Here is a 21,964-nt window from a genome sequence, read left to right as displayed (position 1 = left end):
AGTAAGGAATTAATGCATGGCGGGTTACTTTTCAGTTTTTTTAGTGCTGTTAACGTTAGGCTCTGGTTTAATTTGGTTAATTGATCATTTTATTTATGCGCCCAAAAGACAGCAGCGCTTAGCCCTTGCGAAAGGTTCAGCTGGTGGGGAGCTAAGTGAAGAGGCTGCAGCATTAGTTGCTCCAGAACCGAGCATAACTGAAACGGCAAAATCTATTTTTCCAATGATTGCAGCGATCACTATTTTTCGCTCATTTATCTTTGAACCGTTTCAAATCCCATCGGGTTCTATGATGCCTACTTTATTAGTGGGTGATTTTATTTTAGTGCAAAAATATGCTTATGGAATTAAAGATCCTGTTTGGCGTTCTCAGTTAGCTGATGTGAGTGAGCCAGAACGTGGTGACATTGTGGTATTTAAATATCCGCTTGATGATAGGGTTGATTACATTAAGCGCGCAATTGGTTTACCTGGTGATAAAATTGTTTATCGTAATAAGCGTCTTTATATTCAACCAAATTGCAGTCAAGGCGAAACCCAACAGGGCGAACTTTTATGTAATGAGTATAATAAGGTTGATATGGAAATTATCAATCGTGATGAATTTAAGCAAGGCTCAATGGATTTAGTGCGTTTAAATGAAAATTTAGCCGCAGTACAACATGATATTTTAATTAACCCAGAAGCGCTCGAATTAAAAGGGCGTTACTATCAGCAGCCAGGAACTCCATCTGATGAGTGGGTAGTACCGGCAGATCATTACTTTATGATGGGTGATAACCGCGACAACAGTCAAGATAGTCGTTTTTGGGGTTTTGTACCAAAAGAAAACTTAGTGGGTAAAGCCGTCTTTATATGGATGAGTTTTGAATTTGAAAATGGCCCAGAGAACATTTTACCCGGATGGGTTCCAACTGGTGTTCGTTTTGAGCGCCTAGGTAATATTCAGTAACGATGAAAAAAAACGTAACAGAGTTATATAAAAAAATAGGTTATACATTCGCTGATCAAGCCTTACTTGAGCAGGCAATGACGCATCGTAGCCATAAAGGCCAACATAATGAACGCTTAGAGTTTTTAGGTGATTCAATTTTAAGCTTTGTCATTGCCAACGCACTGTATAGCAAGTTCCCAAAGGCACGTGAAGGTGACTTAAGCCGTATGCGCTCAACCCTTGTGCGCGGGCAAACTTTAGCTGAATTTGGCTTAGAGTTTGGACTAGGTGATTATTTACGCTTAGGTCCGGGTGAGCTTAAAAGTGGTGGCTTTAGACGCGAATCAACCCTTGCTGATGCTGTAGAAGCAATTATAGGCGCGGTGTTCTTAGATTCAGATATAGATAGCTGTGGTGATTTGATATTAGCATGGTATGAGTCTCGTTTAGATGCTATTTCTCCAGGGCTTAATCAAAAAGATCCTAAAACCTTACTACAAGAGTATTTACAGGCACGCAAATTATCATTGCCTGGTTATACTGTTGTTGACACAAAAGGGCAGGCTCATAATCAAACGTTCACGGTTGAATGTATAGTTGACGGTATGGATAGTATTATCTCAGTTGGCAGCTCACGCCGTAAAGCAGAGCAAAAAGCGGCTGAAAAAGCATTAAAGTTATTTAAACATGAATCTTGATACCCTGATCCAGTCTAAAACTGAAGAATTAGACACTTACTGTGGCATGATTGCTATTGTTGGTAGACCGAATGTAGGTAAATCAACGCTGCTTAATGAAATTATTGAGCAAAAAGTAAGTATTACCTCGCGTAAACCACAAACTACACGTCACCGTATCATGGGTATTCATACCGAAGGTAAACATCAAGCGGTGTATGTTGATACACCGGGCCTTCATGTTGAAGAAAAGCGCGCAATTAACCGTTTAATGAATCGTGCCGCATCAAGCTCTATTGGGGATGTTGAACTGATTATTTTTGTAGTTGAAGGCACGCACTGGAATGCTGACGACGAGATGGTGCTTAACAAAGTTCAGAGAAGCGGTAAGCCGGTTTTACTTGTGATGAATAAGATCGATCTGGTAAAAGATCGTGACTTAGTACTGCCGCATATGAAATGGTTGAGCGATAAGTTTGATTTTATCGGCATCATGCCTGTATCAGCAACGCAAGGTAAAAACTTAAGTCTAATTAAAGACGAAGTAACTAAGCGTTTACCGCTTTGTGAGTTTTACTTCCCCGAAGATTATGTTACCGACCGATCAATGCGTTTTATGGCTGCTGAGGTTATTCGTGAAAAGCTAATGCGCTTTATGGGTGAAGAACTTCCTTATTCAGTGACCGTTGAAATTGAACAATTTAAATGGCAAGACAACGGTGTATGGCGCATCAATGGCCTTATTTTAGTTGAGCGTGAAACGCAAAAGCGTATGGTGATTGGTAACAAAGGCGAAAAGCTAAAAGTTATTGGCCGTGAAGCTCGTAAAGATCTTGAAGAAATGCTCGATAATAAAGTGTTTTTAGAGCTTTGGGTAAAAGTTAAATCTGGTTGGGCTGACGACGAGCGTGCTTTACGTAGTTTAGGTTATGGTGAAGATTAGCCTCTTTAATCACCTCTATGGATAGCGACTTCTACACAGCATATTTATTACACCGACGTCCTTATAGTGATTCACAAGTAATGCTAGATGTGTTGGTAGAAGGTGTTGGCCAGCTTAGAATGCTAGCACGCATTAGCGGCCGCAAAGCCACTAAACATAAAGCTCAACTACAACCTTTTCAAGCACTATTAATCCATTACAGCGGTAAGTATGAGCTAAAGTATATTAATCGGTTTGAGCTTCATGGCGTCTCCCCGAAGCTTACAGGCGATAAGCTTTATTGCGGCTTTTACCTCAATGAGCTAACAAATCGCATAGTGCCAATTAATGAGCCTATAGAGCAGGCATTTAATTTATATCAACAACATTTAACTAAGTTAAGCATTGAAAAAGAGCCTCAGGCGATATTACGTTCGTATGAATTTCAGTTGCTTGAATTATTAGGTTATGGAGTTGATTTTGACTATGATGCTGAAGGTGAAAAAATCCATCAAGATAAGCTTTATCGCTATTTTGAAGAGCAGGGTTTTATTGCACAAAATGATAAAGCCGTTAGCGGTTTTACAGGTTTGCAACTCATTGCTATTTCACAACATGATTTTCGTCAAGACGATGTATTACACGTTGCTAAACAACTAAGCCGTTACTTAATGAAACCATTATTAGGTAGTAAGCCATTGAAAAGCCGTGAGCTTTTTATTAAATAATTTAAAAACAGGTAAAAACATGAAAGACATTCTTTTAGGTGTAAACGTTGATCATATTGCTACTTTACGCCAAGCTCGCGGCACTAGTTACCCTGATCCTGCACACGCTGCAAGTGTGGCAGAGCATGCGGGGGCGGACGGTATCACTATTCATTTACGTGAAGACAGACGTCATATTCAAGATCGTGATGTGTATGTTATGGCTAAAACTATTCAAACTCGTATGAATCTTGAAATTGCGGTAACCGATGAGATGATTGATATTGCTCTTGAAATACAGCCTGAATATGTTTGCCTAGTGCCTGAAAAGCGAGAAGAGCTTACCACTGAAGGTGGTTTAGATGTGGCAGGAAATCTTGATAAAATAAAAGCAGCTACTACCAGGCTTAGCAATGAGGGCATTAAAGTGTCATTATTTATTGATGCAGATAAAGCCCAGTTAGATGCCGCAAAAGTGTGTAATGCCCCTTATGTTGAAATTCATACTGGCGCTTATGCGGATGCACAAAATGATGCTGACACACAAAAAGAGCTTGAACATATCCGCCAAGGTGTAGAGTATGCTGCTAGTATTGGCTTAGTCGTCAATGCAGGCCACGGACTGCATTATCACAATGTAAAACCGATTGCCGCAATGCCCGAAATATATGAACTAAATATTGGCCATGCAATTATTGCTCGCGCAGCCATTGATGGTTTAGACAAAGCCGTGCGCGATATGAAACGCCTTATGCTTGAAGCAAGACTTTAATTAAGTATAAGATAGGTTTAATTAATAACAAAAAAGCGACCCAATTGGGTCGCTTTTTTAATTTTAAACTAAATTGCTATTAGCAATTCGTTTCTTCAGCATTCATGCCTTCTTTAGCTTCTTCACAGGCGTCTTCAACACCATTTTGCACGTCTGTTACAGCTTCATCAATGCGCTCTCCGGCATCCTCAGCATGGTTATCTTCACAACCCATAATAAAAAAACTTGCGAATAATGCGATAACACCTGCTTTAATTGTTGATGATTTCATAATGTAATTCCTTGTCGAAGGTTAAAAAGATTAATAAGTTAATTAGTATCTAGGGTTTTTTTCCTCGTAAGGCACCAGAAACTAATGAAATAACTAATAGTACTAAAAATATAAAAAAGATTATTTTTGCTATTCCTGCAGCAGCACCAGCGATACCACCAAAACCTAACACTGCAGCGATTAACGCAATAACTAGAAACGTAATTGTCCAGCGTAACATTGTATTCTCCTTGGTTCATCTAAATCGTTCGTATCATTGATAAGCGAGTTACGTGCCACTTTTTAAGTTGTTGATTTTTATTGTTTTAATTTATTTTCCAAGCTGGGTATATTTGAGTGTTACGTAATTTTTACGACTTGTCATGTAACTTATTCATACCATTAATGTAAGTTATGGCGCAGAGAGTTTTATACGTAAATAAGCGTATAATATCTATTTTATTCTTGGTAAGACCAATTTCATGTTAAGTTAACTTTCTTTATAGTGCCATTATTTTAAAGCGCTAAATCTCACATGTTTTTTCGCTTTTATAATTATTATCTATATCGAGTGCTTTTATCGTTTAAGTCCTATCGGTTTTCATTGTTATCAACAGTATTAAGTTAAATATTGATATGTTACTTTAGTAGTAATTGGTTATACCATTTGACAAAGTGCTAGACAATAAATAGAGCTTTGTTATGATTAGTGCATAAATATTAAGTATAATCGGATTTTTATTTAATTGTTCGGTTGAGTTATCAAGGGGAGCAAGATGGATGTAGGTGCTTTACTTACTACCGCGGCAAGTTTAATGCTGACAGGCATGGTGGGAGTATTTCTTTTTCTTTCGTTTTTAATTTGGGCTATTTCACTTATGTCCAAAATAGCTGCGCGGTTTGAAAATCCCGTTGCGCCGCTTGCTCGAAAGGCGTCAATTCAAGCAAAGGGTGTTCCTAGTGAACATGTTGCTGCGATCAGTGCGGCCATTGCTCAATACAATAACAAACAATAATTCTAAGAGGTAATTCATGGCTAAATTAAAACTGACAGAGCTTGTACTACGTGACGCACACCAATCATTGCTGGCTACACGTATGCGCCTTGATGACATGTTACCAATTGCGAGTAAACTGGATGACGCAGGTTATTGGTCAATAGAATCATGGGGCGGAGCTACTTTTGATTCATGTATTCGTTATTTAGGTGAAGATCCTTGGCAGCGCATTCGTTCTTTAAAAGCCGCAATGCCAAATACCAAGCAGCAAATGTTGTTGCGTGGTCAAAACTTATTAGGCTATCGTCATTATGCTGATGATGTAGTAGAAAAGTTTGTTGAGCGCGCCCATAAAAATGGCGTTGACGTATTTCGTATTTTTGATGCGATGAACGATGTACGCAACCTTGAAACCGCCATTAAAGCGGCTGTTAAAGTTGGCGCGCATGCACAAGGAACCATTTCATACACTGTAAGTCCAGTACATACGTTAGACATGTGGTTAAAGCTTGCAAAAGAGCTTGAAGAGCTAGGCTGTCATTCTATTTGTATTAAGGATATGGCGGGGTTATTAAAACCTTATGATTGTGAGCAGTTAATTAAAGGCTTAAAAGAAACCGTATCGATTCCAATTGCAATGCAGTGCCATGCAACAACAGGGCTAAGTACTGCTACTTATCAAAAAGCGATAGATGCAGGAATTGACATGCTTGATACTGCAATTTCGTCAATGAGTATGACTTATGGCCACAGTGCTACTGAAACCATTGTATCGATAGTTGAAGGCACTGAGCGCGATACGGAACTTGACTTAAATCAGCTTGAAGAAATTGCAGCGTATTTTCGTGATGTTCGTAAAAAGTACGCCGCTTTTGAAGGTAGTTTAAAGGGCGTTGATGGTCGTATTCTACTCGCACAAGTGCCTGGTGGCATGTTAACTAACATGGAAAGCCAGCTTAAAGAGCAAGGTGCTGGCGATAAGCTTGACCAAGTATTGCTTGAGATCCCACGTGTTCGTGAAGATCTAGGCTTTTTACCATTGGTTACACCGACCTCGCAAATAGTGGGTACGCAAGCAGTATTAAATGTATTAACTGGTGAGCGTTATAAAACGATTACTAAAGAAACTGCCGGTGTATTAAAAGGCGAATATGGTGCAACCCCTGCGCCAATGAATAAAGAACTACAAGAGCGCGTACTAGAAGGGGAAGAGGCAATTACTTGTCGCCCTGCTGATAAGATAGTGCCAGAGCTTGAAACCCTGCAAACTGAGCTTGAAAAAGAAGCACAGGAGCAAGGTATTGAACTTAGCGATGAAAAAATTGATGATGTATTAACTTATGCATTATTCCCGCAAATTGGCCTTAAATTCCTTAAAAACCGCAATAACCCTGATGCATTTGAGCCAGTGCCTAGCGCTGAATCGGCTAAATCAGAAAAGCCAGCGAACGAGTCGTCTGATAAAACCGTTACTGCTGAACAGTACAGCGTTAAGGTTGATGGCAAGGTTTATGACGTTGTCGTTGCACAAGGCGGTGAGCTTAAAGAAGTAACGCTTAAAGACAGCGAGCTTATTCCACAATCAGCGTCAGTAGCTTCGTCTGAAACGCTAAATGCACCACTTGCTGGTAATATCTTCAAAATAAAAGTAAAAGCAGGTCAGGCTGTTGAAGAAGGTGAAGTGGTTGTCATCATGGAAGCTATGAAAATGGAAACCGAAATACGTGCGACCCATGCAGGCACAATTTCAGAAATACTCGTTACTGAAGGCGATTCAGTATCTACGGGTGATGCCATGATCACATTAGCGTAGGAGTACAGAGGATGGATGGAGTATTAAGCCTCTGGAACGCCACAGGCATCGCAAACCTTACTTTTCCTGCACTTGTTATGATTGCAGTTGGCTGTTTATTGTTATTTTTAGCCATCGCTAAAAACTTTGAACCTTTATTATTGGTACCTATTGGTTTTGGCGCAATACTAACAAATATCCCGGTGGCCGGTTTATCCGACCCCGGTGGTCTACTGTATTACGTTTATCATATAGGTATTGATACTGGTGTATTCCCATTACTTATATTTATGGGCGTTGGGGCACTGACAGACTTTAGTGCGCTTATAGCTAACCCTCGTATGCTATTGCTAGGCGCTGCGGCGCAGTTTGGTATTTTTGCTACCTTATTTGGCGCAATACTATTAAATTATGTGCCTGGTTTTGAGTTTAGTTTACAAGATGCTTCCGCTATCGCTATCATTGGTGGGGCAGATGGGCCTACAGCAATCTTCTTAGCCTCTAAACTTGCCCCTGATCTACTTGGCGCAATCGCCGTTGCAGCTTATTCATATATGGCATTGGTGCCTATTATCCAACCGCCAATTATGCGTGCGCTAACGAAACCAGAAGAACGTCAAATTCAGATGCCGCAGTTACGCGCTGTATCCAAAAAAGAGAAGATCTTCTTCCCGCTGATGGTGCTTAGTTTAACTATATTGTTTTTACCCGCGGCTACCCCACTAGTAGGTATGTTCTGTTTAGGTAATTTAATGCGCGAGTCTGGCGTTGTTGATCGGCTAAGTAACAGTGCACAAAATGAAATTATTAATGTCACCACTATATTTTTAGGTTTAGCGGTAGGTTCAAAGCTTGCAGCAGATAAGTTTTTAACTGTTGAAACTATTGGTATTTTATTGCTCGGTGCACTGGCATTTTCAATTGGTACAGCTTCAGGTGTATTTATGGCAAAAGGCTTAAATAAAATATCTAAAACGCCCGTTAACCCACTCCTTGGGGCAGCAGGTGTATCAGCAGTACCTATGGCTGCGCGTGTAGTTAATAAGGTGGGTCTTGAAAGCAATCCGCATAACTTTTTACTTATGCATGCAATGGGCCCCAATGTTGCCGGTGTACTTGGTAGTGCTGTAGCCGCTGGTATATTACTGGCATTGGTTGGTTAAGTTTATAAACTAAATGAAGTATGAAACGATTACTTCCAACCTTTTAGCGCAGTGATTACTGCGCTTTTTTTTGTCTGTCGTTTAGGTATACTCAAATTATAAATAAATTGATAGCTTAATAACTTAGAGGATAGTATGAATATATTTGTGATATTAATTTCACTTTTTATTGCGTTAATTATTCTCGTGCCTTTATTAGAGAAGTACCAATCAAAATTAGGCTTAGATAGCGCCACTAAGTACGCTAAATATATTTGGCCATTAGTGATGATCTCCCTAGTTGTACAATTGATTTATATACTCTTAAATTAACGCTTTTATATCTCTTGTAAGGTAGTTATATAAGGCAACTTTAATGATATCGTGATTTCTAAAAGTTAGTTCGTGAGATGAGCTCTGAACAATATGTAACTCACATTATTTCTCGGTGTGAGCTGACATGGTAAGTTTGATGGGCTCAAATTAGATCAAGTTGCAGTTGGGCGTAAAATTAGCACAAGTGGCATTAGTTAAAGTAGCAGAGGTTTGATTTTACCACTGAGCTTAAAAGTTATTGGGATGATATTAACGGTCATTATCTGCATATTATGGCCCCAGTTACTTTAATTCAAGTCGGGCTTAGTGGCTACGCTTCAATCAGTGAAATTATTGAGCGGGCTGGTTTTTACATAAGGCGTGATACGTGTATTGATGCCGAAGAGTGAATCATTACAGCATAGACTCCGGTATAGACTCTTAGGTATTAAAAAGCCGTTACAGTAATAGCTGTAACGGCTTTTTAAGTTTTATTAGCGACACTTTATTTATTTTAGAGCTAGTTGTAACTCACGGTTGCGTTCTAGTTGCGCTAAGAATGTATCTGCAATTGGTTTAAATTTAGCTAATTCTTCACGCGGAAGTGGTTCAGATTTAGGTAGGTCAACCGTTTTTGGATTGCGATGTACTCCGTTTACTAAAAACTCATAATGTAAGTGGGCACCTGTTACACGGCCAGTAGAGCCTACGGTGCCAATTTTTTGACCTTGTTTAACACGCGCGCCTGTTTTAACCATTTTTTTGTTTAAATGTAAATACTTAGTGACATACTTAGAGCCATGTCTAATAAATATATAGTTACCATTATACTTACTGTAGCCGGCTTTAATAACTTTGCCGTTACCTGATGCTACAACTGGCGTGCCTGTACGTGCAGCAAAGTCAATACCACGGTGTGGGCGAACTAAGCCTGTAACTGGGTGTAAACGTTTAGGATTAAAGCTTGAGCTAATATATTTAAAGCTAACTGGCGCTCGTAAAAATGCTTTTTTCATACTGCGCCCTTCAGGGGTGTAGAAGCGTCCATCGCTATGGCGAATTGCAGTAAAACGTCGATCTTGACTAATAAATTCAGCTGCAATAATTTTACCGGTGCCAATGAATTCACCATCTACATAGTGTGATTCGTAAATAAGGCCAAACTTATCGCCTTTACGAATATCATTAGCAAAATCTACATCCCAACCGAAGATATCAGCAAAGTTCATAATTTGGCGCTCAGATAACCCCGCGGCAATACCTGATGTCCAAAAGCTATTTGAAATTTCACCACCTGCAGATTTGCTAAGGGTTTCGATTTCTTTACTGTCTATTGAAGTGTCATAATTACCTTCTTCATTTAAGGTAATAAATAAGGTATCGGTTTTTGAGATTACATAACGTAATTGTGCAAGTGAGCCATCATCTGCAGTTGCAAAGCTAAGTGTTTCACCTGGATGGATTTTAGTTAACTTACGCGTTTCTGCATTAGTATTAACTAGCTTATAAACGTCACCTGCAGAAAACCCGGCACGCTTAAAAATAAGAGCTAGATTATCCCCGTTCTTAACCTTAAAATCGACAAGGTCATATTCGGGTAACTTTTTTGCGGCTTTATCTGAATTTAGCTCAGTTAGCTTTTCGTTGTCATCAAGTTTAACCTGTAACTCGTAGCGTTTACCAATTTCTAGTGCATCTGCACTATTGTCTTTTGAAGCGGTGGCTTTTTCTGAAGGAAGAAAGGTTAAGCCGATAATAGCAGAAACCAACCCAAGAATAAGCAATTTGTGTTTTTTAGGGAGCTTGTGCACCACGTGAACCATAACGTGCCTTTTCCTGCTGTCAAGATAATTAAGTACTAATATTGCAGGATATACTTAATAAAGCGTTAATACCAGTGTTTTGTGGATTTAAACTGACGTTAATATACGCTAGAATTACCCTGTAGCTGAATTTTTTGGAGTAATAAACAGTGGATTTACAAACCGCTCTAGCAGAGATTAAACGCGGTGCAGAACAAATATTAATTGAAGACGAATTAGTCGAAAAGCTAAAGTCTGGTAAAAAGCTTAAAATTAAGGCCGGTTTCGATCCAACAGCCCCAGATTTACACTTAGGCCACACTGTTCTTATCAATAAAATGAAAACCTTCCAGGACTTAGGTCATGAAGTGATTTTCCTAATTGGTGACTTCACGGGAATGATTGGTGATCCAACGGGTAAAAATGTAACCCGTAAGCCACTAACAAGAGATGACGTTTTAGCTAATGCTGAAACCTATAAACAGCAAATTTTTAAAATACTTGATCCAAGCAAAACTACGGTTGCATTTAACTCAACGTGGATGGAGCAACTAGGCGCGGCTGGTATGATCAAATTAGCTGCTCGTCAAACGGTTGCTCGTATGCTTGAGCGCGATGATTTTAAAAAGCGCTATGCTGGCAACCAATCAATAGCTATACACGAGTTTTTATACCCACTAGTACAAGGTTGGGATTCTGTGGCACTGGAGTCTGATGTTGAACTTGGTGGTACGGATCAACGTTTTAATTTATTAATGGGTCGTGAATTACAAAAAGATGAAGGCCAAAAGCCTCAAACCGTTCTAATGATGCCTTTATTAGAAGGTACTGACGGCGTTCAAAAAATGTCTAAGTCGTTAGGCAACTATATTGGCATTACTGATACACCTAACGAGATGTTTGGCAAAATAATGTCAATTAGTGACGTATTAATGTGGCGTTATTATGAGTTACTTAGTGCTTTATCGATTGAAGAAATGGCTGAACTTAAACAGCGTGTTGAGCAAGGCACTAATCCACGTGACATTAAGATTCAACTTGCTAAAGAAATAATTACTCGTTTTCATAGTGAGCAAGATGCAGAAAATGCTCATCAGGATTTTATTAAGCGCTTTCAAAAAAATGCTTTACCAGATGAAGTCCCTGAACTGACGGTAACTATTGAGGAAGAAACAATCTTCATTACTAACCTTTTGAAAGAGGCTAACCTTGTGGCAAGTACCTCAGAAGCCATGCGAATGATTAAACAAGGCGCTGTAAAGCTCAACGGTGAGATAAAAATAACAGATACCAAATTAGAAATAGCTAAAGGTAGCTCTGATATTTATCAAGTGGGTAAGCGTAGGTTTGCAAAAGTAACCGTGGCATAATAAGCCGAGTTATAATTCAGCTAAAAACTAGCTTCGGCTGGTTTTTTTATGTTTAGTGCAAGTTAAAGATAGTTAATTAGGATAAAAGCCAGCTCGATACTCACAATGGGTCAAGAGCCAAAACTCTTAGCTTGTTGTATGAGAGAAAATGCTTTAGGAATATCATCAATATTTGGCAGCACTACCAGTGCCAACGCGCATTGTATGGTATTAGGTTCTCTTATAAACAGCAACCCCCCAATTGAATAGCTAAAGATGCAGAACATCCGCTTAATAGCCAGCCACTATTGGTTTGATAAAAATGCCGTCCGTGATGCTTTATATAACGAATACTTTGTTTAGTGGCTGTTCTGCCAGAATAGTCAGAGTTACTAGCCGAAGCGGTATAAACTCTATAATAAATAGTATTATTTTAAGTGGTTTTAATAACTCTTTGGCTGTGGTTTTTTGTTTAAGGAGCCGTGCTATGCGAGTGGGTTTCCTTTTCATACTGGTGTTTTCAAGGCATTAGCAAAGAGTTTAATTAGATAATAGCGCCGAGTAATAAGTAATATGCTTGGCAAAGGCAGCATAAATCACCTTTAGAAATGTATTAATTTATTCGATTAATATCAATAAGATAAGGTTAATAGCGCTCAGCTAAGAGCGCAGCAATAAATACGATAAAGTCCAAATGGTTTTGAACAACCGCATTAACTTTTTATAAACTGACCGAGATCAGTTTTTCAAGTAAGGCAACGACCATTTTCGATGAGTTTATAGAGGCGGCTTCTAAATACTCTTCAAATGATTGTGGAGAGTCTTTACCGGCAATATCTGACATTGAACGAATAACTACAAATGGCGTTTCAAGTGCGTAACATGCTTGTGCTATTGCAGCACCTTCCATTTCAACGGCAAGCATTGACGGGAAATCTGCTCGGGCTTTATCAATACGAGCTGCGTCACACATAAATGAGTCGCCGGTACAAATTAAACCAATAAGGGTTTTTATATCACTGATCTCTGAAATACTTTGCTCAGCAGCTTCAATTAACTTGGGGTGCGCAGCAAAGCCTGCAGGCATTTGTGGAACTTGGCCAATATCATAACCAAAAGCCGTTACATCAACATCATGATGGCGAACCTCGGATGAAATAACCACATCACCCACGCTTAAAGAGGAAGAAAAACCACCGGCAGAACCTGTATTAATAACACAATCAGGGCTAAAGTTATCGATTAATAAAGTAGTGGCGATTGCAGAGGCGACTTTGCCAATTCCAGATTGCACTAAAGTAACGGTGTTACCAGCAAGTGAACCTGTATAAAATGTAAAGCCTGCTTTAGTCAACGTTACTGGGTTTTGCATTGCTTCACGTAAAATTTTAACTTCTGGCTCCATGGCGCCAATAATACCAACATTCATAGTTTTAGATTCCTCGAATTGAATATCTAGATTATACCCAAAGTTAGTAATAAAAAACAAAAATGCGAGTTTAAACTCGCATTTTAAAATGTTATTTACGCTTTTATATTTCAGCGAGTGCCGTAGAGTGAGCCTTTGCTTGAGAAGGGGATAATACTGCTGGTTTACTTGCTTTAGTACGCACAGATCGTGGGGGGCAGGGGTCTACCATCATCAGTAAACTTCGACGCAACAACAGAGGCTTCAAAAAACTAACGCTAAAATTGATAATAAAAGGAATTCCATACGGTAACTCCACGACAACAAATTGACACTGATTTACTCGAGCAATTTGTGTGTTTAAATCTTCTGTCGTATGTTAAAGCACCGTATATATTATTATCGTTGTTATGCCTGATAACCGCCGTCAATACCTTTTACTACAATCGCGACTGCATCGTGGGCATGTAATGATTCGTAATGATTGATTTGCAACCAGTAATCGGCATAACTACTAGCATCTAGTAGGGCTTTAATTTTTCGAGCGGCATCTTCACAAAACATAAGGTTTTGGCCATTTAAACGTGCGAATTCTTGTTCATCTTCACGCTTCACTGCTGCTTGAACAGGTGTTTTTAACTCTTGCTCTAAATTATTGATTAAACTCAATACGTCAAATTTGTTAATCGTGTTACTAAGTTTGACTTTAACATTAGCTATAGAGCGTTGTGAATGCGGAGTGGCGACGATACCTTGTGTGGTGCCAAGCCATTCAAGTACAGCGTGTTGGCTTACTTCTGAGGTTTGAAACTGCTCGTTAAAAGCGTTTTGAATAAGCTGGCGAGCAAGAGCGGCAGAGCAAGGGCAGGTTGATGAATAAGTTACGTCAACACTAAGTTCAAAACTAAGTTGGCCGCGGTCAACTTTAGCCGCTAGCGTAATTGGGTAGCTTTTCCAGCCAGCTTTACCGCTTAATAGCGACTTGCGTCTAAGTGGTAGCTCAAACTTAAACTCAATTAATGCTTTATCACTTAATCCCTCATGGCTGGTAATAAAAGTATCGAGAGCTTGCGCAACTGTTTGCGGGTTAACTTGTTGCTCGGTTGATAACCTATCTAGGGCTAAGTAAAGTCGAGACATATGAATGCCTTTCGCGTCTTCTTTGTGTAAATTTACAAAAGCGCGGGCTTTAGCGTTAACTGTTACAGGTGTCAATTCTGCCGATTCAAAAATAAAGGGCAGTTCAATTTCACCCATACCAACCCAATCTAATGACCCTGTTTGTAAGGCGGCAGCTGTATCTGCTATATCTGGCATTGTAGTTTGCATGGCTATACTCATTTATTAGTGAATCTAAGGCGGCGTATTTTACACGAAATAAAGAAAAAGTGGATTGAAGATGAAAATTTTATGTTTTCATCGCACAACATGAAAACTGTTAATGTAAAAATGGTAAACTAATTTAAGGGTTAATGGTTTTCGTCGCTGCGCAACGAGCTGAAGTTTTATATACTTAACCTGAACCCAGGTTATTTAACTACATACTAGTAACGCAAGTAATAAGCGAAGAGACAAACGTAATATATGATCGATTTTTCTTTGAGCCCTTGGGCTCGTATTCTTTCTAGCTCTATCTCTAAAATTGGTGAGTTTAAAACCGCGGCACTGTGCTATGGGTTATTGTTAGTGGTATCCCTGATACTGACCAGTATGTTTTATTATGTAGCGGTTGGTGAAGTGATGTTTTTGGATGTGCTTGCGGTGATGTTTTTTACCGCTGTTGTCTCACCTTTACTTATTAGTTTGTTGATTAATTCTGTACGCCAGCTTGACGCCTCCTTTGCTTATTTAGACACCGCTACCAAACAAGAAAAACTTTTAAATCAAACCTTAAAAGATAATATAAATCGCTTAAATGTTGAGATTGATGAGCGTAAAATGGCTTTTCACGCCAAACACCGCGCTATCGAAGAGTTACGAAAAGAAATAGCTGAACGTAAGAAAACGCAACAAGAGCTGGCACAGCAGGGGATGTTACTGCGTTCTATTGTCGATTCATCCCCAGATTTATTTTATTACCGCGATAATAATGGCGTTTTTGCTGGCTGTAATAAAATGTTTGAAGAAGTCATGGATAAATCAAGCCAAGAGCTGATTGGCAAAACCGCTGAGCAAATTTACCCAAGCCGCTTTTTACCTGAGGTACTAAGAACAGATGAGGTCGTTGAGCAAAAGCACCAAGCAATAACTTTGGATGTTGAATATCCAGTGGGTAACGAAACCCGTTGGTTTGAAATGCGTAAACTCCCTTTTATTAATGACAACGGCGATTACATTGGGTTATTAGCGTTTGGACGTGATATCACCAGCCGTAAAGAAGCGGCTCAAGCCTTAGAAACAGCCTACAAAGATAAAGGTAAATTTATCGCGACTTTAAGTCATGAGTTACGTACACCACTTAATGGTATTGTTGGCTTGACACGAATGTTACTGGATACAGAGCTTGATAAGGAACAACGTAGTTGGTGTAACACAGTTTTTTCAAGCGCCGAGACTCTGGGAAATATATTTAATGATATTATTGATTTAGATAAAATTGATCGTGAGCAGCTCGATATTATGACTGACTCAATTAATGTGTCTGATTTTATTAATGATGTAGTAAACTTTGCGGGGCTTATAGCTGAACAAAAAAGCTTAGAGTTTGAAATTAAGCGTAAAGGCATGCTCGATGTTTATGCACAATTAGATCCGACCCGCTTGCGCCAAGTAGTTTGGAACCTTATTAATAACGCGGTTAAGTTCACTCAAAAAGGTAAAGTGGAACTTGAATGTCGCCGTGAAGATCGCGCAGATGGTCCTTGGTTAGTGATGAGTGTACACGACACGGGTCAAGGTATACCGCAAAAACAGTTACATCGTATTTTTGATATGTACTACAAAGCCCCCGATATTAAAGGCACTAATGCTATTGGGTCAGGAATTGGTTTAGCAGTTACTAAAGCACTTGTTAGTGCTATGCATGGGCATATTCATGTAAGCAGTACGGAAGGAGAGGGGAGCTGTTTTGTCGTCGAAATCCCATTAAGTTTATGTATTGCACCGACAAAGCAATCTTATGCCGGACGTAGTTTAAATATTTTACTTGTTGAAGATGTACCATTGAACGCAGAAATTGCTACCAACTTATTAGAGCAACGTGGTCACGAGGTTATATGGGCTGAAACCGGTGAAGATGCTTTATCATTTGTCTATACCGAGGATGATTTAGACCTTATTCTATTGGACATGCAGTTGCCGGATATTAATGGCGATGAAGTCGCACGGCAAATCCGTGATGATGATCATTTTGATAATTTGCCTATTGTGGCGCTTACGGCAAATGTGCGTAACGCAGAAGAGGAGCTTGAAGGTATTTCAACTCAGGGAGCACTGGCTAAGCCTATTAATACTATGAAGTTAGATAAAATACTGGCAGAGCTTTTCCAAATAAAACAAGAGCCTAAGTGTGAAAAGGATGTAGTTAAACTCGACAAGTCAGCCCTTGAACATATTAATATGTCACTACTTGATGTTGAAACAATTGAAGATTTTGTAAGTTCTATGGGGGTCGTGGTATTTGAACGAAGTAGTGAACTGTTTGCTAAGCTTAACCCACAATATCAAACAGAGATGTCAGAATCTCTTGAGAAAAATGATCGAGAGCAATACAAGTCGGTTGCTCATAAGTTAAAAGGGGCTGCAGGTTCTGTAGGCTTAAATGACGTTCAGTTACATGCTAAAAAGATGGAACACGGCGCGCTTGAGCAAAGTGATGAGGAATTACAATTATGGTTGGATGTATTGGCAGATAAAATAAATGAGGGACAAGATGCCCTTCATTTATTTTTGCAGCAGCTAAGTGATTAGCTGCTTAGTGTATTACTATCAGCTGTCGATTTTACCAATAAAACGGTAACCTTCACCATGAATAGTACTGATCAGCTCTGAAGTGCTGTTGTCGCTTTCAAAATGCTTACGAATACGACGAATAGTCACATCAACAGTTCGGTCATTAGCACGTAACTCGCGGCCTGTCATATGCTTAATTAACTGTTCTCGGCTAAAAATACGCCCTGGTGAATCAAGCATTAAACGAAGCGCGCGATATTCACCTTTAGGTAAACGTTTAGCATCACCATTTGGCGAGGTTAAACAACGGCTATTTTCATCAAGTTCCCAACCATTAAAGGTAATAACACCATTGGTTTCTAAACTCGCCTCTTCACCACCAAGAGCTGTACGCGTAATCAAGTTACGTGCACGAATGGTCAATTCACGAGGATTGAACGGCTTAGTGATATAGTCGTCTGCTCCAATTTCAAGGCCCAAAATACGATCAACATCGTTATCACGACCCGTTAAGAAAATAAGTCCGACATTACGCTTTTGACGTAATTCACGCGCTAAAATAAGCCCGTTTTTGCCTGGTAGGTTGATATCCATAACTACAAGATTCACATCATCGTTATTTGTAAGCTTGTCATGCATGTCATCGCCATCTATGGCTTCTATAACTTTATAACCTTCAGCTTCAAATAAACTAACGAGGTTGAGTCGAGTTACGTCTTCATCCTCTACAATCAGAATGACTGGCGTTTGCATTATTAATTAACCTTTTTCGGAATATATTATTTACAATTAATTCGGTATTGTATCATAAAACCGAATACTAGAGATTATAGGAGTATATCCAATTGTTAACAAGTAAAATCAATTTGGATGAAACTTTGAAACAGCCAGTGACCGCGATTGAACTTTAAAGTTTCGCTGTAACAACTGCTTTTTATTGATATACAGACAGATTCTATTTCCTTTTTGGACTAAAGAGGCGGTACCGCCTTTTCTAAAAAACTAATACTTTCACCTTTGGTTAATGTATTAAGAATAATTGTATCAGTCCAAATAAGAATTATATCATCTTCTAACCTTTCATCAATGTATGTGATATCACAAAAGCGATAAAGTTCAAAAATTGATTGTTTTGTATTAATTTATTTAACTTAATAGGGAAATCTATTGGGTGTTAACGCATTATTATTAACTAAATGTATTCTTATACCTTGTTGTAAGTCATAGAAGAACAACGAACTTGGCGTGGAGAGTGTGTACTCGGAAATTCTATCGCTCTATCCATCTGGTTTAAAAAGGTAGAACGAACTTGTGAAGATGCTTTAACATTGGCCGAAAATCTACAAATAAAACAAAAGAGCACCTAACAATTTCATACTGATGGCGTTTTTCAGAAATTAAAATTAAAAATTAGTAAAAACACGGTTTTTTAGTCACATCATTAAGTGCATAAATATGAATACCTTTAACCAACGAAGTTGTTTCGAATAACTTTAGGCGTTCATCTTTGGTTTTTCTATCATCAAAAAGTACAGTTTCTTGAGCGTTAAATGAAACTATTTGTGCGAGAATGGTGAACTTATTGACGATAAATTGCTTTTTCTCAGGTACATGTAAATAGGTTGAAATTGAAAAAGGCAAAGATAAACATAACGCGGTTACCAGCATTACAGCACTGAACAGCTACTTTTTTATACTGGTATGTCTTATCTGTTTGGGCATTGAATGTAATGACCTGATTGTATTTATTCTATAATTTGTTAAGTCTAGCAAAGAGGGTTAAAAATGATTGGAAAAGTTAAATCTAATCACTTTGTTTTGACTATCAAATAAATATCAATTCTTATTACTATAAACTGCAAATTTATTATTTTTAAATACAGTACGATATGCCCCAAACTGGTCTTCTAGAAGGGGTGGATATTTTAAAAAGCAGTTAGCTACGATGGTTAATATGCCACTTTTTGTTAAATGTGTTTTTGCTCCAGATAAAAATTTCTCAGCAACAGTGTAGTCAGTGGCAATGCCGGTATGAAATGGCGGGTTACTAATAATAAGATCGAATGTGCCGGTAATATTTTGTAAGCCATCACTTAAAACGGCTTTACCATTAATGTTATTGACTGCCAGAGTTTGTGTTGTAGCGTACGCTGCAAGCGCGCTTACATCACTACAGCTAAAGGTAAGTTTTGGGTTTTTAAGACCTAAAAAAGTGGCAATTAACCCTGCACCGCAGCCAAAATCAAGTACATTACCTTGTTTGATGCTAGGCGCGTTTTCAAGCAACATTTTAGTCCCTGCGTCTAGTTCGCCGTGGTTAAATACCCCTGGGATACTTATTGCAGGGAAGCTTAAGTCAGCTATATCGACCGTAAAAGGTTTGTGGTAATCACTAATAGTAAATGCAGTAAGCTTAGTAATACCAGAAAATGCATAAAGTGCACAGTGTTTAGCGCTATCTATTTTATTGCTAAATTCAGCGCGGGCTTTGAATTGTTTTTCAATTGATTTAACACCACTTTTATTATCACCAACCACCAGTAACTGAGCACCTTCGCTAATTACACTACGAATATTATCAAGAGTCATTAATGCTTCAGGTTTGGCTTTAGGGTAATAGTAAACAACTAAGTCGTATTGCTGATCTTCTATCTGATGACTTACAACGGTGTTGATATTGCTAAAGCGCTTAGCGTATTCACCATTGGCATGGTTATAACTAAAAGCGGTGATACTGCTGTTTGGGTTAAGCTCTTTTAGCTCAGCTAAAAAGCCATCTTGAGCAAAATTGACCACCAAAATCGACTTGCCTTCCAGGACTTCGCTATTTCGCAGTAAAAGGAGGCTAGGGTTAGTTAATTTGCTCATTGTTGGTTTTACCTTTAATCGTTAATTTATTACCCGGTGATCAGGCTACTTAGTACGTTCGAACATTAAATCCCAAACACCGTGACCTAAGCGATGGCCGCGTTGTTCAAATTTAGTCAATGGGCGTAAATCTGGACGTGGCACATAATCATTATCAGCTGACTGATTTTTGAAATTTTCAGCTGCTTGCATAACTTCAAGCATATGCTCGGCGTAATTTTCCCAATCAGTAGCCATGTGAAATACACCGCCAATTTTTAGTTTACTACGTAGTTTTTCAACAAAGGCAGGTTGCACAATACGGCGTTTATGGTGACGCTTTTTATGCCATGGGTCAGGAAAAAATAACTGCATAGTTGTTAAGCTATTATCGGCAATACAATCGGCTAGAATTTCAACTGCATCGTGTTCAAATACTCGTAAATTAGTTACACCCGCTTCATCGGCATCCATTAAACATGCACCTACCCCTGGGCGATGAACTTCAATACCAATAAAGTTTAAATGTGGGGAGTTTTTGGCCATTTCAACCAAGGATTTACCCATCCCAAAGCCGATTTCCATCACTATGTCGTTATCGTTGCCAAACACTTGTTGTAAGTCAAGTAGGCCGTTTTTGTGTTCAAGCCCCATAGTTGACCAGCACTTTTCGATACCCGCCGCTTGGCCTTTGGTTAAACGACCTTCGCGTTTTACAAAACTGCGAATGGTACGGATATATTTACCTTCTTGCTGTGCTTGCTCAAGGTTAGATTTACTTGATTCACTCATAATGGTTGGCCTGACATAGAAACTATTAGTAAAAATGGTGGCGTATTATCCCTGACAGGGGGGGAGATCACAAGAGCTTGACCTTTTTATTCACGCCATTATATCCAAACCACCTCAAGATGTAGAACTCGGTGTTTAACAGAGACTTAATTTCAAGGCGTTACTTTGCAACAGTGGAATAACCATTACTTGCAATCAACGCTTTACCTAAATCATTTTTAATTCTAACGACGCTCGCACCTTAAGGTAGTTTAGGTATACACTAAGCGCTATATTAAGGTCGAGTAATAAAAGTCACTATTTTGAATTTAAATCAGCATGAAGCCTCTTGGTTTGCCAGCCAAGTTGTTGATTGGTATCACATCAATGGCCGGAAAACCTTGCCGTGGCAATTAAATAAAACCCCTTATAAAGTGTGGGTTTCGGAGGTTATGCTACAGCAAACCCAAGTAGCTACGGTTATTCCTTACTTTCAACGTTTTATGCAAAGCTTTCCTGATATTGAGGCGCTTGCAAATGCGCCAGAAGATCAAGTATTGCACCATTGGACAGGACTTGGCTACTATGCGCGGGCTCGTAACTTACATAAAAGCGCCAAAATAGTGCGTGATGACTATCAAGGTAAGTTTCCGACCACGCTTGAACAAGTTATGGCTTTACCGGGAATCGGGCGCTCCACTGCAGGAGCGATATTATCGCTTTCATTGGGCCAACATCACCCTATTTTAGATGGTAATGTTAAACGGGTACTCGCACGATTTTTTATGGTTGAAGGTTGGTACGGGGTTAAAAAAGTTGAAAACACTTTATGGCAATTATCCGAGCAGTTAACACCAAAAGAAAATGTTACTGAATTTAATCAAGCAATGATGGACTTGGGCGCAAGCGTTTGCTCACGCAGTCGTTTTGATTGCAGTGCGTGCCCTTTAAATTTGCGCTGCGGCGCATTTAAAGCGGACGTAGTTAAACAGTTTCCACATTCTAAGCCTAAAAAAGCAGTGCCCAAAAAGTCATGTCATCAGTTAATAATTCAGTCTGATGACAAAGTATTGATGGAAAAGCGCCCGAGCTCAGGTATTTGGGGGGGGCTGTTCGGCTTTTTTGAATTTCAAGAGTTAACGCAGATGCAAACCTTTATAGCTCAACATAACTTACCTTTAGAAAGTAAACCACTGAAGCCATTCAGTCATGTATTTTCACACTTTGAGCTGACGATTAACCCACATATGTTAATTTTGGCTAAAATGCCAGATATGGTTAATGATCGGCAATTAATTTGGTATCCTTTAGCTGGGTCAGTCGAGGTTGGTCTTGCAGCGCCAACTAAAAAGCTAGTTACTACATTAGCTTAATCATTTCAGTTGGG

At 39.1% G+C, this 21,964-nt stretch carries 20 protein-coding genes and 1 pseudogene; 11 read left to right on the top strand and 10 right to left on the bottom strand.

Annotation, left to right across the window (positions count from 1 at the left end; genetic code table 11):
* The first annotated feature begins 16 nt into the window (after positions 1 to 16).
* Genes lepB through pdxJ form a run of 5 tightly spaced genes read left to right on the top strand, consistent with a single transcriptional unit; the run spans position 17 to position 4,012 of the window.
* Positions 17 to 952 (top strand): signal peptidase I, encoded by a 936-nt coding sequence (gene lepB / locus ACT3S9_RS11635; RefSeq protein WP_441834597.1) that lies wholly within the window; start codon positions 17 to 19, stop codon positions 950 to 952.
* Positions 953 to 954: 2 nt separating this feature from the next.
* Positions 955 to 1,632, top strand: a complete 678-nt coding sequence (rnc, locus tag ACT3S9_RS11630) for a ribonuclease III (RefSeq protein WP_441834598.1) — start codon at positions 955 to 957, stop codon at positions 1,630 to 1,632.
* Positions 1,622 to 2,554: a GTPase Era gene (gene era, locus ACT3S9_RS11625; RefSeq protein WP_441834599.1), complete on the top strand. Its 933-nt coding sequence runs from the start codon at positions 1,622 to 1,624 to the stop codon at positions 2,552 to 2,554. Before rnc ends, era begins: the two co-directional genes overlap by 11 nt.
* 17 nt (positions 2,555 to 2,571) lie before the next feature.
* A complete protein-coding gene (recO, locus tag ACT3S9_RS11620) occupies positions 2,572 to 3,261 on the top strand; it encodes a DNA repair protein RecO (protein ID WP_441834600.1) in 690 nt (229 codons plus the stop codon).
* Between the two features lie 19 nt (positions 3,262 to 3,280).
* Complete coding sequence (gene pdxJ / locus ACT3S9_RS11615; RefSeq protein WP_441834601.1) at positions 3,281 to 4,012, top strand: pyridoxine 5'-phosphate synthase; 732 nt, start codon at positions 3,281 to 3,283, stop codon at positions 4,010 to 4,012.
* 79 nt (positions 4,013 to 4,091) lie between these two features.
* Here pdxJ and ACT3S9_RS11610 read toward each other — a convergent pair whose 3' ends face one another.
* Together ACT3S9_RS11610 and ACT3S9_RS11605 are read right to left on the bottom strand one after the other, a co-directional pair.
* Complete coding sequence (locus ACT3S9_RS11610) at positions 4,092 to 4,283, bottom strand: hypothetical protein (protein WP_441834602.1); 192 nt, start codon at positions 4,281 to 4,283, stop codon at positions 4,092 to 4,094.
* A 49-nt stretch (positions 4,284 to 4,332) separates the two neighbouring features.
* Entirely contained in the window at positions 4,333 to 4,503 is a 171-nt protein-coding gene (locus ACT3S9_RS11605; RefSeq protein ID WP_069188181.1) for a DUF1328 domain-containing protein, read from the bottom strand.
* A 535-nt stretch (positions 4,504 to 5,038) separates the two neighbouring features.
* On the opposite strand from ACT3S9_RS11605, the gene ACT3S9_RS11600 reads away from it, so the two are divergent.
* From ACT3S9_RS11600 to ACT3S9_RS11590, 3 genes are read left to right on the top strand one after another with little or no spacing between them, the layout of a single operon-like run.
* Positions 5,039 to 5,278, top strand: coding sequence for an OadG family protein (locus tag ACT3S9_RS11600; protein ID WP_441834603.1), 240 nt, complete (start codon positions 5,039 to 5,041; stop codon positions 5,276 to 5,278).
* A 16-nt stretch (positions 5,279 to 5,294) separates the two neighbouring features.
* On the top strand, positions 5,295 to 7,073 hold the full coding sequence (gene oadA, locus ACT3S9_RS11595) for a sodium-extruding oxaloacetate decarboxylase subunit alpha (RefSeq protein WP_441834604.1): 1,779 nt from the start codon (positions 5,295 to 5,297) through the stop codon (positions 7,071 to 7,073).
* 11 nt (positions 7,074 to 7,084) lie between these two features.
* Positions 7,085 to 8,215 carry a sodium ion-translocating decarboxylase subunit beta gene (locus ACT3S9_RS11590; protein WP_441834605.1) on the top strand — a complete coding sequence of 377 codons (1,131 nt, stop codon included), beginning with the start codon at positions 7,085 to 7,087 and terminating at the stop codon, positions 8,213 to 8,215.
* Between the two features lie 803 nt (positions 8,216 to 9,018).
* Here the strand turns inward: ACT3S9_RS11590 and ACT3S9_RS11585 are convergent.
* A complete protein-coding gene (locus tag ACT3S9_RS11585) occupies positions 9,019 to 10,332 on the bottom strand; it encodes a peptidoglycan DD-metalloendopeptidase family protein (protein ID WP_441834606.1) in 1,314 nt (437 codons plus the stop codon).
* A gap of 149 nt (positions 10,333 to 10,481) precedes the next feature.
* Between ACT3S9_RS11585 and tyrS the strand changes: the two genes are divergently transcribed.
* Positions 10,482 to 11,681, top strand: a complete 1,200-nt coding sequence (tyrS, locus tag ACT3S9_RS11580; RefSeq protein ID WP_441834607.1) for a tyrosine--tRNA ligase — start codon at positions 10,482 to 10,484, stop codon at positions 11,679 to 11,681.
* 700 nt (positions 11,682 to 12,381) lie between these two features.
* Here tyrS and mtnN read toward each other — a convergent pair.
* From mtnN to folE2, 3 genes and pseudogenes are all read right to left on the bottom strand, one after another.
* On the bottom strand, positions 12,382 to 13,089 hold the full coding sequence (mtnN, locus tag ACT3S9_RS11575) for a 5'-methylthioadenosine/S-adenosylhomocysteine nucleosidase (RefSeq protein WP_441834608.1): 708 nt from the start codon (positions 13,087 to 13,089) through the stop codon (positions 12,382 to 12,384).
* Between the two features lie 103 nt (positions 13,090 to 13,192).
* Positions 13,193 to 13,270, bottom strand: a pseudogene (locus ACT3S9_RS11570) (DUF2726 domain-containing protein); the annotation flags it as partial.
* 206 nt (positions 13,271 to 13,476) lie between these two features.
* A complete protein-coding gene (gene folE2, locus ACT3S9_RS11565) occupies positions 13,477 to 14,397 on the bottom strand; it encodes a GTP cyclohydrolase FolE2 (protein ID WP_441834609.1) in 921 nt (306 codons plus the stop codon).
* A 255-nt stretch (positions 14,398 to 14,652) separates the two neighbouring features.
* On the opposite strand from folE2, the gene arcB reads away from it, so the two are divergent.
* Positions 14,653 to 16,977 carry an aerobic respiration two-component sensor histidine kinase ArcB gene (arcB, locus tag ACT3S9_RS11560; protein ID WP_441834610.1) on the top strand — a complete coding sequence of 775 codons (2,325 nt, stop codon included), beginning with the start codon at positions 14,653 to 14,655 and terminating at the stop codon, positions 16,975 to 16,977.
* 18 nt (positions 16,978 to 16,995) lie between these two features.
* On the opposite strand, the gene arcA is transcribed toward arcB, so the two are convergent.
* The 4 genes from arcA to trmB form a co-directional block, all read right to left on the bottom strand.
* On the bottom strand, positions 16,996 to 17,712 hold the full coding sequence (gene arcA, locus ACT3S9_RS11555) for a two-component system response regulator ArcA (RefSeq protein WP_441834611.1): 717 nt from the start codon (positions 17,710 to 17,712) through the stop codon (positions 16,996 to 16,998).
* A 657-nt stretch (positions 17,713 to 18,369) separates the two neighbouring features.
* Positions 18,370 to 18,627 carry a hypothetical protein gene (locus ACT3S9_RS11550; RefSeq protein WP_441834612.1) on the bottom strand — a complete coding sequence of 86 codons (258 nt, stop codon included), beginning with the start codon at positions 18,625 to 18,627 and terminating at the stop codon, positions 18,370 to 18,372.
* 168 nt (positions 18,628 to 18,795) lie between these two features.
* A complete protein-coding gene (locus ACT3S9_RS11545) occupies positions 18,796 to 19,827 on the bottom strand; it encodes a methyltransferase (RefSeq protein ID WP_441834613.1) in 1,032 nt (343 codons plus the stop codon).
* 45 nt (positions 19,828 to 19,872) lie between these two features.
* Positions 19,873 to 20,598, bottom strand: a complete 726-nt coding sequence (gene trmB, locus ACT3S9_RS11540) for a tRNA (guanosine(46)-N7)-methyltransferase TrmB (RefSeq protein ID WP_441834614.1) — start codon at positions 20,596 to 20,598, stop codon at positions 19,873 to 19,875.
* 302 nt (positions 20,599 to 20,900) lie between these two features.
* Here trmB and mutY point away from each other — a divergent pair, with 302 nt between their 5' ends.
* Complete coding sequence (gene mutY / locus ACT3S9_RS11535; RefSeq protein ID WP_441834615.1) at positions 20,901 to 21,950, top strand: A/G-specific adenine glycosylase; 1,050 nt, start codon at positions 20,901 to 20,903, stop codon at positions 21,948 to 21,950.
* Positions 21,951 to 21,964: the final 14 nt, after the last annotated feature.

The organism is Pseudoalteromonas sp. AOP31-A2-14 (genome assembly GCF_052378035.1).
Classification (GTDB): domain Bacteria; phylum Pseudomonadota; class Gammaproteobacteria; order Enterobacterales; family Alteromonadaceae; genus Pseudoalteromonas.
The sequence above is the reverse complement of the archived record's forward strand: the minus strand, read 5'-3'. Positions and strand labels throughout refer to the sequence as shown.